Origin of the sequence: Streptomyces himalayensis subsp. himalayensis (genome assembly GCF_013778455.1) — a bacterium.
GTDB classification, from domain to species: Bacteria; Actinomycetota; Actinomycetes; order Streptomycetales; family Streptomycetaceae; genus Streptomyces; species Streptomyces himalayensis.
In genome coordinates, this window is sequence record NZ_JACEHE010000001.1 from 330,352 (window position 1) to 346,039 (window position 15,688).

14 protein-coding genes are annotated in these 15,688 nt (G+C 71.6%); 2 read left to right on the forward strand and 12 right to left on the reverse strand.

The window, feature by feature from the left end:
* Positions 1-29: 29 nt before the first annotated feature.
* The 3 genes from H1D24_RS01515 to H1D24_RS01525 form a co-directional block, all read right to left on the reverse strand.
* Positions 30-674: a 4'-phosphopantetheinyl transferase family protein gene (locus H1D24_RS01515; RefSeq protein ID WP_181655477.1), complete on the reverse strand. Its 645-nt coding sequence runs from the start codon at positions 672-674 to the stop codon at positions 30-32.
* Positions 675-1,015: 341 nt separating this feature from the next.
* A complete protein-coding gene (locus H1D24_RS01520) occupies positions 1,016-1,909 on the reverse strand; it encodes an AfsR/SARP family transcriptional regulator (RefSeq protein ID WP_181655478.1) in 894 nt (297 codons plus the stop codon).
* Between the two features lie 20 nt (positions 1,910-1,929).
* Positions 1,930-2,754 (reverse strand): UbiA family prenyltransferase, encoded by an 825-nt coding sequence (locus H1D24_RS01525; protein WP_181655479.1) that lies wholly within the window; start codon positions 2,752-2,754, stop codon positions 1,930-1,932.
* Positions 2,755-3,007: 253 nt separating this feature from the next.
* Here H1D24_RS01525 and H1D24_RS01530 point away from each other — a divergent pair, with 253 nt between their 5' ends.
* Entirely contained in the window at positions 3,008-4,090 is a 1,083-nt protein-coding gene (locus tag H1D24_RS01530; protein ID WP_258563747.1) for an IS630 family transposase, read from the forward strand.
* 124 nt (positions 4,091-4,214) lie between these two features.
* Here the strand turns inward: H1D24_RS01530 and H1D24_RS01535 are convergent, their stop codons facing one another.
* From H1D24_RS01535 to H1D24_RS01575, 9 genes are all read right to left on the reverse strand, one after another.
* On the reverse strand, positions 4,215-4,883 hold the full coding sequence (locus H1D24_RS01535) for a response regulator (protein WP_181655480.1): 669 nt from the start codon (positions 4,881-4,883) through the stop codon (positions 4,215-4,217).
* Positions 4,846-5,892 carry a sensor histidine kinase gene (locus H1D24_RS01540; protein ID WP_181655481.1) on the reverse strand — a complete coding sequence of 349 codons (1,047 nt, stop codon included), beginning with the start codon at positions 5,890-5,892 and terminating at the stop codon, positions 4,846-4,848. The genes H1D24_RS01535 and H1D24_RS01540 overlap by 38 nt, the downstream gene beginning before the upstream one ends.
* 432 nt (positions 5,893-6,324) lie before the next feature.
* On the reverse strand, positions 6,325-7,071 hold the full coding sequence (locus H1D24_RS01545) for a MerR family transcriptional regulator (protein ID WP_181655482.1): 747 nt from the start codon (positions 7,069-7,071) through the stop codon (positions 6,325-6,327).
* Between the two features lie 198 nt (positions 7,072-7,269).
* A complete protein-coding gene (locus tag H1D24_RS01550; RefSeq protein WP_181655483.1) occupies positions 7,270-8,751 on the reverse strand; it encodes a S1 family peptidase in 1,482 nt (493 codons plus the stop codon).
* Positions 8,752-9,092: 341 nt separating this feature from the next.
* Positions 9,093-9,935 carry a helix-turn-helix domain-containing protein gene (locus H1D24_RS01555; protein WP_181655484.1) on the reverse strand — a complete coding sequence of 281 codons (843 nt, stop codon included), beginning with the start codon at positions 9,933-9,935 and terminating at the stop codon, positions 9,093-9,095.
* A 407-nt stretch (positions 9,936-10,342) separates the two neighbouring features.
* A complete protein-coding gene (locus tag H1D24_RS01560; RefSeq protein ID WP_181655485.1) occupies positions 10,343-10,519 on the reverse strand; it encodes a hypothetical protein in 177 nt (58 codons plus the stop codon).
* Between the two features lie 89 nt (positions 10,520-10,608).
* Positions 10,609-11,595, reverse strand: a complete 987-nt coding sequence (locus H1D24_RS01565; protein ID WP_181655486.1) for a glycosyltransferase family 2 protein — start codon at positions 11,593-11,595, stop codon at positions 10,609-10,611.
* Complete coding sequence (locus H1D24_RS01570) at positions 11,592-12,491, reverse strand: glycosyltransferase (RefSeq protein WP_181655487.1); 900 nt, start codon at positions 12,489-12,491, stop codon at positions 11,592-11,594. The genes H1D24_RS01565 and H1D24_RS01570 overlap by 4 nt, the downstream gene beginning before the upstream one ends.
* Before the next feature lie 81 nt (positions 12,492-12,572).
* Positions 12,573-13,841 carry a cytochrome P450 family protein gene (locus H1D24_RS01575; RefSeq protein WP_181655881.1) on the reverse strand — a complete coding sequence of 423 codons (1,269 nt, stop codon included), beginning with the start codon at positions 13,839-13,841 and terminating at the stop codon, positions 12,573-12,575.
* A 247-nt stretch (positions 13,842-14,088) separates the two neighbouring features.
* On the opposite strand from H1D24_RS01575, the gene H1D24_RS01580 reads away from it, so the two are divergent.
* On the forward strand, positions 14,089-15,321 hold the full coding sequence (locus tag H1D24_RS01580; protein WP_181655488.1) for an FAD-dependent oxidoreductase: 1,233 nt from the start codon (positions 14,089-14,091) through the stop codon (positions 15,319-15,321).
* Positions 15,322-15,688 lie beyond the last annotated feature (367 nt).

A 15,688-nucleotide genomic window follows, 5' to 3' on the forward strand; every position in this document is an offset into this window, starting at 1 on the left:
GGGACCGCCCCTCTGTGCTCGCTCCGGAGCTACGGCCGCCACCCCACCACCGTCACCCGCGCGTCCGCACTCCCGCTCGCGACCGACGCCGCGTACCCCTCGGGCGACCGCACGCTGCGCACGAACCACTCGTGCCCGGAGCCCGGCACCCGCGCCGCGCGCCAGGTGCCGAAGACATGGCCGGTGTACCGCGGCGGATGACGGCTCAGCCCGGTCCCCGCCGCCTTCACCAGCGCCTCTGCCCGCGTCCACTGTTCGAACCCATGGGTGTTGCGGCCGCCCTCGACGCACGGGATACGGCTCCAGTCCATGTGCGGCCGCACACGCTCGATATCCACACCGACGGGCACCGCCGACGAGTCGCAGACGGCGATGAGCGCATACGCCCCCGAGTGCGACAGGCTCGCCGAGAGCGAGGCCCCGTCAGGGGCGAAGGGCACCGGCTTGCCGTGCCCCTCGTCGCCGCACCGCGCGCAGTACCGGCGAAACCCCACATCGGCCGGAGCGACCCCGAGCCGCTGCCCGAGCACGCCCCGGTACACGTGGTGGACCGCCAGATAGCGCAGCCGGTCCCCGGCCCGCCGCAAGCGGGCCAGCCGCTCGCGCTCGACTGAGTCCAGGACGGCGTACGCCTCCTCGTAGGGCACCGCGGAGGCCGCGGCCGCGATCGGCACCGTCCAGATCCGGATGCGTACGGTTCCGGCCGGGGCCCGCTCCCGGCCCTGCTGCGGCCCGAAGCCCGGAGCAGCGCCCCGAACGGCCGCCGGAGCAGCGCCCCGAACGGCCGCCGCAGCGCTGCTCGAAGCCCCGCTCGAACCCCTGCTCAAAGCGCTGCCCGATGCGCTGCTCGGAGCGCTGCTCCGGGTGGAACCCGACGCGCTGCTCCAGGCGGAGCCCGACGCGCTGCTCCTGGCGGAGCCCGACGCGCTGCTCCTGGCGGAGCCCGACGCGCTGCTCAAGGCGGAGCCCGACGCGCTGCTCCAGTTGGCGCCCGATGCGCCGCTCCACGTGCTGCTCACGCCGCCGACCCGCCCGCCAGGATGTGGTGCTGAAGCTGCCGCAGGTCCTCGGAGGGCTCCAGGCCCAGCTCCTCGGCCAGCACGGCCCGTACGTCATGGAAGGCGCGCAGCGCGTCGCCCCGGCGCCCGCTCCGGTGCAGGGCGTCGATGAGGCGCGCGTGGAGCCATTCGTTCAGCGGGTCGACGGCGACCAGGCGGCGCAGCTCGGGCACGAGTTCACGGTGCCGGCCGAGGCCCATCGCGGCCTCGATGCGCAACTCCTGTGTCCGTACCCGCAGTTCCTCGATGCGGGCCGCGTGCCCGGCCAGCACCCGCCCCTGGGCGACGTCCGCGAGGGTGCGGCCGCGCCACAGACCCAGCGCGGCGTCCAGCACCTCCAGTGCCGCCTCATGGCGCCCGGCCCGCAGTTCGGCGCGCCCCTGGCCGTACAGCCGGGTGAAGTTCTCCAGGTCCAGCCGGCCGGGCGCGGTGCGCAGCGAGTAGCCGGTGGCCTCCGTGGTGATGACGTCCCGGACGGCGCCCGCGCCCAGCTCCCGCTCCAGCTCCTGGCGCAGGTGGTAGATGTGCGTACGGACGGTGCTGACGGCGGTGGACGGGGGATCGCCGTCCCACAACTCGTCGACGAGTGTGTCCACTTCGACGATGTCGTGCGCCCGCACGGCCAGCAGGGCGAGCAGTTTGCGCACCTTGGGTCCGCGCGGCCGGTGCGTCGTGCCGGCGCCGACGGCCTCGAGCGGGCCGAGGATCCGGAAGCCGACGGTCTCGGCGCCGGCCCACGGTGTCGAGGGCGCGGCGGGTGCCGGTGCCGCGGGCGCGGCGGATGCGTGCGGCTGCCGGCTCGACGAGCCGGTGGCGCCCGGTATTCGGAACTGCGTCCGGGTGTCGCTCATCGTGAGTCCCCCGTTTCTGTTCAAGCGATCGGCTGAGCGAAGGTGACGGCGTGCGCCGTGTACTGCGTGATCATGAAGATCCGGTACGGCAGCCTGCGACGGGACCGGGAGTCGTCGCGCCGAGCGGTGAGTGCCGCGGCGGACAGCGCCAGCGCCCCGCAGAGGACCACGGCGGCGGGAGCCAGGAGCCCGGGCGCGGCGAGCACGACGGCGCTCGCGAGCAGCGCGGCGCCGATGCTGACGGCGCTCAGCGAGACGATGCAGGCGGTGACGGCGCGGCCGAACAGCACCGTCCAGTTGCGGCGGCCGTGCCTGGCGTCGCCGGCGGCGTCCGAGAAGTCCTTGGCGACCGCGCCGACCATGCCCATCCACAGGCACATGGCGGCGGAGAAGGCGAGCAGCTCGGAGGTGAGGACGGCATCACCGCAGAGGGCCCCTCCGGCGTAGGTGAGGGCGCCGCTCGCGACGACCACCACGATCGTGTCGGGGGTACGGCTCTTGAGGGAGAACCTGGGCGCGGAATAGGCATGACCGAGCAGCAGCATGCACAGCGTGACCATGAGCATCACGGGCCCGAGGGCGGCACCGCCGGCCAGGGCGAGCGCGGCCAGCACCCAGGCGGTACGGCGCGCGAACGGGACGGGCAGGGCGCCGCGGGCGATGGGGCGCCCGGAGCCGTTTGCGCGGTCCTCCCGGATGTCCGTGACACCGTTGTAGAGATAGGTGAACGCGACGGCGCAGAACCATACGGCGGCACCGAGAAAAAGGGTCGGCGGAATTGAAGGATACGACGTCGCGCCGACCGTTCCGCCCACCAGGAAGCGCAGCAGGAAAACGACCTGCACGGCATACCGCGATTCCTGAACGCACAGCGCCAGAAGGCGCAGGTTCCCCCGGATTACGGAGGTCTTCGCGGGTCTGGAGGGTGTCGCGGACGGTGCGGATGGTGCGGTTCTCGCAGGATTCGCAGGCGTCAGAGTCGGCATACCGTCGAATCTAATTCGCATATCTCCGGCGTGACAGACTCACCTAGTGTCTCGTGATCCTGTCAGCGTTACTTGATCTTGTGTGTCTCGTTCTCTTGGTATGGAGCTCTCTATGGAACAGGCCGCCGAGCTGCGGGAGTTGGTGAGCAGTCGGGACGTGCCTGCGGATATAGCCACGCGGGGCCGGATCGTGCTGTGGTCGGGTGAGGGGCGTCGACGCAAGGACATTGCCGAGCTGCTTGGAGTGTCGCTGCCGACGGTAGACCGCTGGAAGCGCCGTTATGCCGAGCACGGCCTGGCCGGGCTGGAAGGCGACCGGCCTGGCGGGGCCCGGGAACAAGTGCCGGCACGGGTACGGGCCCGGGTGATTGCGCTGACGCGTATGACGCCGCCGGAGGGCACTGGTCTTTCGCACTGGTCCACACGCGAGTTGGCCAAGTACCTGAAGCGGACCGAGGGCGTCACCGTGTCCTGGCACTACATTGCGCGGATCTGGCGGGAGGAGAATCTCAAGCCGCACCGGTCGGGCACCTTCAAGCTTTCGAAGGACCCGGGGTTCGCGGAGAAGGTCGCCGACGTGATCGGTCTCTACCTCGACCCGCCAGGCGGCGCGGTGGTGCTGTCGATCGATGAGAAGACGCAGGTGCAGGCGCTGGACCGGACCCAGCCGGTGCTGCCCTTGGCGTTCGCGGCCACCGAGAAGCGCACCCACGACTATGTGCGGCATGGCACGACGAACCTGTTCGCCGCCCTCGACGTCGGCACCGGGGAAGTCATCGGCGAGTGCAAGCCGAACCGGAACGGCGCGACCTTCCTCGCCTTCTTGAAGAAGGCTGTAAAACCACACGCGGGCAAGGAGATTCACGTCGTCTTGGACAACCTGTCCACGCACACCACGCCGGAGGTGAAGGCGTGGCTGTCGAAGAACCCGCATATCCACTTCCACTTCACTCCCGTCGGCTCCTCCTGGTTGAACCAAATCGAGATCTGGTTCGGCATCCTGACGAGGCAGTCGATCCGTCGCGGGACGTTCTCCAGCGTCAACGTCCTGGTCAAGCAGATCCGCGACTACATCAACTCCTGGAACCAGAAGGCAAAACCCTTCACCTGGACCGCGACCGCCGACGAGGTTCTCGCCAAGGTTCGGCTCGTCCAGACCAACGTGAAGAAACTCGTCAACAACAACGCGAACTGACGCAAACAGGATCACGAGACACTAGGGGCAGGCCGTATGCTCCCTAAGGTGTATGCGTGGCATGCAACCGCAACACGACCCCGTCCCGGCCCGATATTGCGAACACGGGCCGCGCGGCCGCCGCCTACGGTCTTCTGATCAGCTGTGCGTCGACTGCCTTGTTGACCGCGTCGATACGGGAGACCGCGCCGAGTTTCTCGAATATGTTCCGCAGATGCCGCTTCACTGTTCCTTCGGTAATACGCAGCCGAGTGGCGATCTGGCGATTGCTCAGGGCCGCGGCGGCATGTGTGAGCACCTCCCGCTCACGGGGTGAGAGTGTCTGCTGCGGTTCGGCGAAGCCGGACTCCGGAATTCCACTGCGCGGCACCGCGATGGTGACGTGCGGATCGCGTCCCGTGGTGTTGCGGATCGCGGACAGCAGTGACTCGCGCGGAATGCTCTTGTGGAGATAGCCGCGGGCGCCGCGGGCCAGGAGCTCCGTCACGAGGGCAGGGTCGTTGTACATCGTCAGCATCAGCACGTGCAGCTGCGGGAAACGCTCGGCCAACTCGCTCACGACGCTCGGCGCATGATGGTCCGGCATCTCCACGTCCAGCAGCACGACATGGGCGCCGGTCCGCTCCACCAGGTCGCCCAGGCCCTCGGACGTGTCCACGTCGGCCACGACCCGCAGGTCCTCTTCCGCGTCGATCAGCTGGCACAGGGCGCTGCGCAGCAGCGAGTGATCGTCCACGGCGATGATGCGGATCGGCTCATCCGTCCCCGGCCGGGCCTCGTCCGTCGTCTGCATGCTCCTCCTCGTCGATCGGGACGGTCAACTCGACGGCGGTGCCCCTCCCGGGTGCGCTGTCGATGGTGAGGCTGCCGCCCAGCAGCTGGGTGCGTTCGGTCAGTGAGGCGATGCCGTTGCCCCGCCGGTGCCCGGGTGAGAAGCCGACGCCGTCGTCCCGCACGGATGCCCGTACGCACCCGGGGCCGACCCGGACGTCGAGGGTGACGCGGGAGGCGGAGGCGTGGGCGAGGGCGTTCCGCAGACACTCGCGGAGAATGATGAAGAGGTCGTCGCTGACGGTGCGCGGCAGCAGGTCGTCCGGGTCCTCCACGTGGATCTCGACCTCGGGCTCGTCGATCGCCATGGCCGTGACGAACGCGGAGAGCGCCACCTGGAGGGAGCCGGTGGTGTCCGCCCTGGTCCGCAGCTCCGTAACGATGTCGCGCGTGGTGTAGAGGGTCTCCAGGATCGCCTGCTTCAGGCTGCCGAGCCGGGCGTCCGTCGACGACGAGACGTTCTGGGTGAGTTCGAAGAGTTCGAGCTGGCGCAGGGCGAGACTGGCCGCGCTGCCGATGCGGTCGTGGATCTCCCGGGCCATTCCGTGCCGGCCCTGCTGCGCCGCGTCGCGCACGACGTCGAGCAGAAAGAGGTCATAGCCGCTGGAACCTTCCTCCAGGCGCCGCGTGATCGCCGTCTGGAGCGTCGGCAGCACCTTCATCAGGTACTGCTCGGAGCCGGGACGGTCCGCGAAGACGCGGCCCAGGTGGTCCATGGCGATCTGGAAGAACAGGGATCCGGCGCGGACCGAGTAGACCGGGGGGATTCCCTGGGAGAGCCGTGCTCCGCCGAGTCTGCGGGTTTTCCTGGTGAGCTGCGGATTGAGCGGGGCCTCGGTTCCGTGCCGCAGGGTGTGTGCGCATTCCGCGATGATGTGCCGGGCTTGTTCGCGACAGGTGACCCAGGCGGTCGGATTCACGCCCAAGGGGTTCTTTCGCTCGGCGAGGATTCGCTGATATGCGTCGAGCATTTCGGCTTCCAGCGCCAGAAATTCCGCAGCCAGCTGCGCGCCCTCAGAATCCAGACCTATTCCCTCTGGTTCCTGCGGCAATGCCTGGTGCACGTTTCCTAACCCCCCGTCGGTGCCTCAGCCGCTCCTTCCGTATCCAGACCGCGCTGTCAAGAGGAAGGGGCTCCCGAGATCGGGTTGAGCATGCCTTGTGCCCAACGGGGTGTCAAGCCGCGACACGTTGCCCATGGCGCTGCTTGGTCTCGGCTTCAACTAAAAGGTATTCCAGCCGACTTGTTCATTCCGGGTGCGTGACAGGTGTCACTGTGAAGCTCTCGTGAGGGCGGTGGAAGGCCAGGTCGGTGTTGTCTGAAAGTGCGCGTGTTCTCCGCTGCTCGCCAGCCCTCTCCGGTCGCCTGCGTCGGAGGGGCATTCCCGCCTGTTGACGGAAAGTCAGCCGCCGGGGCGCCTGTTGTGGGGGCGCTCGCCGTCCACGCAAACGCGTGATGGTTCCGCGGTGGACAGGACCGGTGCGGGCTGCGCCGGGGAGGAGCGGTGTCCCTGGGTGACGGAAAAGCGTTCACGGGCGTCGGGGAAATCCTCATGGGTGCCCGAGAAATGTTCGTGAAGAAGTCGCCGCAGCGCGGACAGCGCGACATCTCCGAGAACCGTCCCCGACACCATGCTCGTTGCGGCGCTCTCCGCGTCGGGCTGGTCGCGCAGCAGTTGCACCTCGACCGCGACGACGCGCTCCAGGGCCTCCGCGTAGCTCTCCAACAGCCGCAGCAGATCCTGTTGTTCAAGCCACTCGCATGCCACCAGCACCTGGGTGAGCGTGTGCCAGGCCGGGTTCTCCGGGTTCACCCGCCAGCCGCGCTGCTCGGCGAGCCGCGACGCCCGGTCCCTGGCCCGCTCCCACTCCTGGTCGTGCGAGACGGAACCGCGCGCCGGCAGGGCGTACTGGACGGCGCCGAGCAGTTCGTGCAGCGGCGGCCGCGAGGTGTCGATGAGCTGCACGATCTGACGGATCGCCGCGTACGACAGCCCGCCGACGTCCAGCAGTGTCCTTACCAGGGCGACCCTGCGCACATGCGACTCGTCGTACTCCGGCAGAGCCGGCAGGAACTCCATCCGCAGATAGGACCGCAGCGTGCGGACGGGGACACCGGTCCGGCGGCTCAGTTCGGAGAGCTGCTGCACGTCTCACTCACCTTCGGGCCAGTTGAGGGGAATTCCGGGACTTTCGGAGGCTGCCGGGACTTTACGCAGCGTGAGAACGGCCGCACAAGGCGCTGCCGGGTATCCCGGGCGCTGATGCGTCGAAGGGCGTAGCCGGCGTGTTTCCCGCGGAACCGCCGTGACGTCGCGGAGGAGGTATGCCGGGACCTCCGCGGTGGCTCAGCCCCAGCTCCCGGAGTAGTAGGCGCGCAGGCGACGGCGATCTTGGCGGCTGCGGGTCCAGTGAGTGACCACCAGCCCGAGCAGGCTGACCACGATGACCGTCAACCCGGGTGCCAGTGTCCGGAAGTTCACGATCTGGCTCAGCGTGCTCATTCCGCTTGCCGCTCCCTGTGCCCCCGGTGAGCCCGGCACGGCAGGCGGCACCCCTGTGATGCCTTCCGACGACGGGGTGGGGGGTGCGGGGACGGCCACCTCGGAACCCGTACCGCTGTTCCCTCCGTCCTCGCGGGCGGCCGCCGAGCCGTCGCCTGGGCTACCGGTCCGGGGGTCGGCCAGCCGCACCCCGAGCGCGTCCAGCGCCTTGAGGGCGGGCTGGAAGAAGGTGGTGCCCCCGGCGCTGCAGTCGCCGTTGCCTCCGGACGTCACGCCGAGCGCGAGACCCTGTGCGATCAGCGGGCCGCCGCTGTCCCCTGGCTCGGCGCAGACGTCGGTCTCGATGAGACCGGTGACCGTGCCCTCGGGGTAGTTCACGGTCGCGTTCAGCGCGGTCACCGTCCCGGAGTGCAGCCCCGTCGTGCTGCCGCTGCGGAACACCTGCTGGCCGACGACGGGATCGGCCGCGCCGACGATACGTACCCCCTGGCCTCCGCCGATGTCCACGACACCGGCCCCGCCGCTGGTGCCGCTCCCGCCGTTCTCGTACCGCACGAGCGAGAAGTCGCTGCCGGGAAAGCTGCCGGCGACGGTCGTACCGACCTGCGTGCTGCCCTGGCTGTCCTGGAACCAGGTGGTGCCCACGGGGCCGCAGTGCCCGGCCGTGAGGATGAAGTCGTCCGGGCCGTCCGTCACGTTGAAGCCCGCGGAGCAGCGGCCGTTCCCGGCGAAGATCGGCGCGGCACCGTTCACCCTGGTGGTGAAGGCGCCGCCGGTCCGTTCCATTTCCACGAAGCCGCCGATGCCCTCCGCGACACCGGACAGACGGGACCAGTCGTCCGCCGAGACGGTCCTGTCGGCGTGCACCACGACCTTGTTGGACGCGTAGTCGACGGACCACGCGGTGCCGGGCACCCTGGGCGTCGCGCTCAGCGTCTCGGTCGCCGAGCGAAGCCGGTTCATGCTGTGGTGCACGACCTTGGCGCGCGCTCCCGCCCGCCGCACCTCGGCCGCCGCCTCCGCGTCGGTCACGGCCACGACCGGCCGCCCGTCGGAACCGATCCAACTGCCCGCGGTACGGGACGTGCCGAGCCGCGAGACCATACGGGCGCCCAGCGCGGAGGCGTCGGACAGCCCTGGGGCGTCCGACGCCCGGGAGCCGTCGGAGGGCCCCGGCCGGGCCTCGGAGGCGCCACCCGGCGCGGCCGTCGTCCGCCCGGAGCTCTCGCCCGCCATGGCGGTCGACACCATCACGCCACCGCAGACCAGCCCGCAGGCGGCCGCCACCCGCGCGATCCGGTGGACCCTCCGCCGTACGTGCCTCATCCGCGGCCCCCAAGTCGTCGTCCGTCGTCAGTCGTCCGACACGGCGTCAACCGCGCGGGGGCCACGTGAGTACGACCCGCCTCCAGTACGTGCCGGCCGCCGATCCGGTTCACCGCGGCCGCCGGGACGTGTGCGGCGGCCGCGGTGAACCGGAGCCGGGGGACACGTCCGGGCGTCGGACCCGGGCGTCGGGCCCGGGCGTCGGACCGGGGGGTCGGGCGGGCGTCGGACCCCGGGGGTCGGGCGTCGGACGCGGGAGCCGGGCCGGGCGTCGGACGCGGGGGTCGTCCCGGTGTCGAAGTCGGGCGTCCGACCCGGCGTCGGATCCGGGCGTCGGCTGATCAGATCCCGGCGTCGAGGGGGGCGGGGACGGTCGGGGCGGGGGTCGCCGGGCGCGGTTGGCGCCGCGGCAGGCAGACGATGAGCCGCAGACCGCCCGGCAGATCCGTGGAGGTGATGAGGACGGGGCTCTCCCCGTGCTCGGGGTGGCGGACCCTGCGCAGCGAGAAACCCGGGCCCAGGCTGGCCCGTTCGTCGCGCCAGAGCCGTTCCGCGACCGGATGCCGCACGACGCGCGAGACGAGGGCGTCCAGCGCGGCCTCACCGCGGCACATCGTGTAGACGATCTGCAGCCGGGCGATGGCGAGACGGCGGGCGTCGGCGATGTCCGCGATGCGCGCGGCGGCCGTGCCGGTGAACAGCCAGAGCAGGGCGTTGCGGTCGTCCGGCTCGATCGTGCCCGGGTCCTGGAACCAGTCGGCCACGGCCTCGTTGGCCGCAAGGACGTTCCAGGCGTGGTCGGTCAGGACCGCCGGGTTGGGTTCGGCGGCTTCGAGCGCGGCGAGATGGCAGGCGTCGGGTACGGGCCTGCGGTGGCTGAGGCTCGGGGGCACCACGCGCGCGGCCAGGCAGAACAGATCGGTGCGCTCCTCCGGGCTGAGGCGCAGGGCGGTCGCGACGTCGGACAGGAGCCCGGGGTCGACCTCGCTCAGCTCGCCGTTCTCGAGCGCGCTGTACCAGCGGAGCGTGGTCCCCGACAGGAACGCCACCTGCTCCTGCTCGAGGCCCCTGCGGTGACGCGTTGCCTGCTGTGGCAGCCCGACGTCCTGAGGCGTGAGCAGGGACCGCTGTTTGATCAACAGGCGGCTGAGGTTGCGGCGGCGTACGTCGTCGCTCTGCTGCATCGGTGCCTCCCGCGGGGCGTGGGGGTCGGTCGGCGCACGGCGGCCACGCATGTGGATCCGCTGACTTCCGATGATGATCCGCGAGGTACCGGCGGTTTCGCCGCTTGTAGGGGTTTCGCTCGATCGGGCTACCGGCACACCGTCAGGACGTGGTACGGGTCTGCGGCGCCCCCGCCCCCGGCGGCGCTTACATTGAGTAACGCTTACGCTGAGTAACGGAGGACGTTCGCGGAACGGAACTCCGCGAAGCCCCGGACGTCCGGTCCGCTAAGGCCCGGACGTCCGGAACCCCGGAACTCTCCGCGCAGAGGACGCGGACGGGCACGGCCGTCCGCGTCCTCTCTGCCAACCGCCGCCGGGGCGGTGGCCCGGCGCCCGCCGGGGCGGCCGTGCCCCCGGCTTGCCGGTCACTTGGCCGGGGTTTCGTTCCCTCGCTCGCCCTCCGCCTGGGACGGCTCGGTCCTGGGCACGTCCGGGTGCTGCTCCATGGCACCGCGCTCGGACGGTTCGTCGCGCTCGCCCTCGGCCTGGGACGGGGTGTGCGAGTACAGCCAGGGGTCGTACTCCGAGGCTCCGGACTTCATGACGGCCTCCTTCGCTCGTTCACCCCCATGCTCCAACCTTTCACCCGCCGCGGCGAGACGAGCCGTAGGTGCGGTCGCGGCGCCCCGCGTCAGCCCACATACCGCCGCGCCGTGGAGCGGCGCTGGGTCTGGTCCAGCAGTTTCAGACGGGCCTCCACCGCGGCCGGTACCACGCGGCGCTCCCGCAGGACCCAGGGCAGTCCCGCGAGCGCCTCGGCGAAGGCGCGCAGCGACGCCCGGTCGTGCGGGACGGTGCGGGCCAGGAACAGGGTCCTGCGCAGTGCGGGGCGGGCTGGCCGGCGCAGCCAGCAGAACCACAGCGTGTTGCGGAGGCCGTGGATGCGGCGCAGCGTGGAGTCCCTGGCACGGGAGGGCGCGTGATGGGCGGTCAGCTCCGGCACGTAGGCCAGCCACCAGCCCTGCGCCGCCAGATCCGTGGCGAGGAGTTCCTCCTCGCCGCCCAGCCACAGCCGTTCACTGAAGCCGCCCGCGGACAGGAACGCGTCCTTGCGCAGGACGGTCGCCGCCGCCAGGAACGACCCCAGTGCGGGGCCGGGCAGCCACGCCGGGCCCTCGATCGGAGAGTCCCGCAGCTCGGCGACGATCGGGTCCTCCCTGCCCCCGGGCTCGACGACGATCCGTGCCGTGACGGCGGCAAGGCGCTCGTGCCGGTCGAGCAGATCCGCGGCGTGGGCGAGCGAGCCCGACTCCCACCAGGAGTCGTCGTCGCAGAAGGCCACGTAGGGCGTACGGGCCCGCCGAACCGCCGGATTGCGGCCCGCGGCTCCCAGGTTCCGGCCCGGCGTCAAGAGCGTGACCCCCGGGTGGAGCCGGGCCACGGCGTCGGCGGTGCCGTCCGTCGACGCGTTGTCGGTCACGATCACGGGCGGCCGCTCCGGCAGCCGCGCCAGCTCGTCCAGGGTCCGCAGGAGCTCGTCGCGGCGGTTGTGGGTGATCACCACGACGGTGACGCGAGGATCGGCCGTGACATGAGGATCCGCCGTGACGCTGGGATCGGCCGTGACACGGGGATCGGCCGTGACGCGGGGATCGGTCGTGACGCGCGGATCGGTCACCGTACGGCTCCTTGCAGGCCGGGAGCTGTCGGGCCGGGGCCTTCGAGGCGGCAGGCCGCGGCCTCCACCGGGGCAGGCAGCGGTCGGCGGGCGCGCAGCGCGGCCGGGAGCCGCGCGAACATCTCCCGCAGCGCCTTCCGGGCCTCCGGATCCGTCCGCGCCTCGGCGGCGAGCAGGCGCGTGTGGCGCAGGGCGACGGGCAGGGGACGGCGCAACCACGCGGTGAGCACGGCGTTGCGGCGCTGAACGGCCGGCCGCCCGGCCCGCACCCCGCCGATCGGCCGGTGCACGGCCACCACGTCGGGGCAGTGGCACACCCCCCACCCGCACGCGGCCAGGTCGTATGCGAGGCACGTCTCCTCACCGGCGAAGAACAGCACCGGGTGGTAGCCGCCCGCATCCAGGAACGCTTCGCGCCGCGCGACCGCCGCGCACGCAAGGAACCCCAGCACCTGCGTCCCCGGCAGATCGGCGGCACGGCCCAGCGGGGACCCGGCCAGCATCTCGTTCAGTGGGTCGGACTCGCCTTCGGGACCCACCCGGACACGGGCCGCGATCAGCCCGAGCCGGGGATGGGAGTCCAGCAGCCGCTCGGCCGCCGTCAGCGCACCGGGCTCCCACCAGGAGTCGTCGTCGCTGAACGCCACGTACGGCGTCCGGGCGTGGCGTACACCGACGTTGCGCCCCAGCGCGCCGAGGTTCCGCTCCGGGCGCAGAACGGTCACATCGGGGTGGAGCCGGGCCACGGCGTCGGCGGTGCCGTCGGTCGACGCGTTGTCCGTCACGATCACCGGCGGCCGCTCCGGCAGCCCGGCCAGCCGGTCGAGGGTGTGCAGCAGCTGGTCCCGCCGGTTGCGGGTGATCACGACGACGGTGGTACGGGACCGGGCGGTCACGGCAGCGACACCTCCGGATGGCTCGTCGGTTCCGTCCTCGCGGTGCCGTCAGAGAGTTCCCCACGTCGCGGGGCCCATGCATCAGGCCGGAGCGGCGGGTTCTTCCGGACCGTCCGGGGTGGAGCCCGGGGCCGGCCCGGGCGTGAAGGTGACGGGAAGACGCTCGGGCCCGCGCAGGCCGCTGGGCTTCCACCGCAGCTCGCCCGGCGGTACGGCCAGGGCGAGGCCGGGGAGCCTGCGCAGGGCGGTGCCGATGGCGATCTGGCCCTCCAACCGGGCCAGCGGCGCCCCCAGGCAGTAGTGGATGCCGTGTCCGAAGGCCAGGTGCGCGTTGTCCTGCCGGGTGATGTCCAGACGGTCGGGGTCGGGGAAGCGCGCCGGGTCGCGGTCGGCGATGGCGGTGGCGATGAGCACGGTCGCGCCGCGCGGAATCGTCACGCCCGAGATCTCGACGTCCTCGCGCGCGAAGCGGGCGATGCCGGGGTTGACCGGCCCGTCGTAGCGGAGGAACTCCTCGATGGCGTCCGGCAGCAGTCCCGGGTCTTCCCGCAGCATCTGCAGCTGGTCGGGGTGGGCGAGCAGTGCGGCGATGCCGCCGCTGATCAGGTTGACCGTGGTGATGTATCCGGCCACCAGCAGCAGGAACGCCATGGCGATCAGCTCGTCCTCGTCGAGCCGCTGCTCCTCGTCCCGGGCGGTGATCAGCGCGCTGAGCAGATCGTCCCCGGGCTCGGCTCGCTTGGCCTCCAGAAGCTTCGTCAGATACGCGCGCATCTTCTGCCACGCCGCGTCCACGACAGCCGGGTCCGGCGGCTCGGCGCCCCTGAGGATCATGTCGTCGGTCCACCGCTGGAAGTCGTACCGGTCCGTCACCGGCACACCGAGCAGCTCGCTGATCACGGTGACCGGGAGCGGCAGCGCGAAGTCCGCGACGAGGTCGGCGCGGCCGGACGGCACGACGGCGTCGAGCAGCCGGTCCGCGATGTCCTGGATACGGGGTCGCAGCTCGGCCACCCTGCGCGCCGTGAACGCCTTCGAGACCAGGCGGCGCAGGCGGGTGTGGTCGGGCGGGTCGGCGCGGAGCATGGTGCGCATCATGGACTCGCGCTGCGACGCGGGCAGCTGCTGCAGGAGCCGGGGGTCGGACGCGTCGCGGGCATCGCTGCTCAGCCGCGGGTCGGACAGGGCGGCGAGGCCGTCCTCGTAGCGCGTGACGAGCCAGGCCTCCAGGCCGCCGGCGATGACCGCGCGCCGCACCGGTCCCTCCTCCTGCAGCTGGCGGTACAGCGGGAAGGGGTCGGCCACGAAGGCCGGGTCGGCATAGGGCAGAAGGACCGGCTGCCGGCTCATCGTGCTGCTCATCGTGGCCTCCTCGTACTGCTCATGTGGCCTCCCGGAGTCATGCTGCTCATGTGGCCTCCCGGAGTCATGCTGCTCATGTGGCCTCCCGGAGTCATGCTGCTCATGTGGCCTCCCGGAGTCGCGTCGCGACAGTCGCGACCACGTGGCGGATCAGCGGATCCTGGCAGATCTTGGGGGTATATGCCCCAATGTGGTCGCCTCTGCGATTCTCGCCCAAAGGGAAGGGAGGGGCGCGATGGAACGGACCGCGTGCTGCGTGGTGGGCGGCGGGCCCGCCGGGATGGTCCTCGGCCTGCTGCTGGCCCGGACCGGCGTGGAGGTCACCGTCCTGGAGAAGCACGGCGACTTCCTGCGCGACTTCCGCGGCGACACCGTGCACCCGTCGACGCTGGCCCTGCTGGACGACCTGGGCCTGGCCGAACGGTTCGCGCGGCTGCCGCAGCGGCGCGTCACCACCGTCCAGCTGCCGATCGGCCAGGACCGGTCCCTGGTCACCGTCGGGAACATCGGCGCGCTGCGGGGCAAGTACAACTACATCGCGATGGTGCCGCAGTGGGACCTCCTCGACCTTCTTGTGGACGAGGCCCGCCGCGAGCCGTCCTTCTCCGTACGGATGAGCACCGAGGCGACGGACTTCATGGTGGAGGGCGGCCGGGTCACGGGGGTGCGGTATCGCACGTCCGACGGCCGTACCGGCGAGGTGCGCGCTGCCCTCACGGTCGCCTGCGACGGCCGGGGCTCGCTGGCCCGCTCGCTGCCCGAACTGGGCCTGCGGCAGTTCACCTGCCCGATGGACGCCTGGTGGCTCCGGCTGCCGCGGCGGGACGACGACCCGCACGGGCTCGTGGGAGGCGTCGGCGACCGGTTCCTCACCGCCATGATCGACCGCGGGGACTACTGGCAGTGCGCCGTGCTGATCCCCAAGGGAACCGACGGCCTGCGGCGCGCGGCCGGCCTCGAGACGTTCATGGCCGAGTTCACGGCCGCCGTCCCCTGGCTCGCGGACCGCGTGCACGCGCTGCGGTCCTGGGACGACGTGAAGCTCCTCGACGTACGCCTCGACCGCCTCAGGCGCTGGCACCGGCCGGGGCTGCTGTGCATCGGCGACGCGGCACACGCGATGTCACCGGTCTTCGGCATCGGCATCAACCTCGCCGTCGAGGACGCCGTGGCCGCCGCGCGGTATCTCGTCGAGCCGCTGCACGCGGGTACGGTCGGCCTGCATGACGTACGGGCCGTGCAGCGCCGCCGCTGGCCGACCACGGCCGCGACGCAGGCCCTGCAGCGGACCGCCCACGCCCGGGTCATCGAACCGCTGCTCGCGGGCCGCCCGCCCTTCGGCAACCCCAGGCGGGCCCAGCGGCTGACCGAGCTACTCACCACCTCGCGGTGGCTGAACAGGGTGCCGGCGTACTTCCTCGCCTACGGTGCCGTACGGGAGAGGCCGCCGGCTGCGGCGGTGCGGTGAGCGGTGGCGGTCGGGGCCTTGTGCGGCCTGGCGGCGTGGTTCTGGCCGCCGCCCGCGTTGCGGCCCCTCGTGCCGCCTGCAGGGCGCCAGGAGCGCACCGCCGGCAGTGCGGCACCGGTGACGCGGCACAAGCGATGCGGCGCTGTGCCACCTGCGATGCGGCGCTGTGGAATCTGCGAGGCGGGGCTGTGGCACCTGCGATGCGGGGCTGTGCCACCTGCGAGGCGGGGCTGTGGCACCTGCGATGCGGCGCTGTGGCACCTGCGATGCGGCGCTGTGGCACCTGCGATGCGGACTGCCCCGCCGTTCGGCGGGTGATTCCCGCCGAACGGCGCGTACGCAGGCCGTTCCCTCGCCGTGCATCATG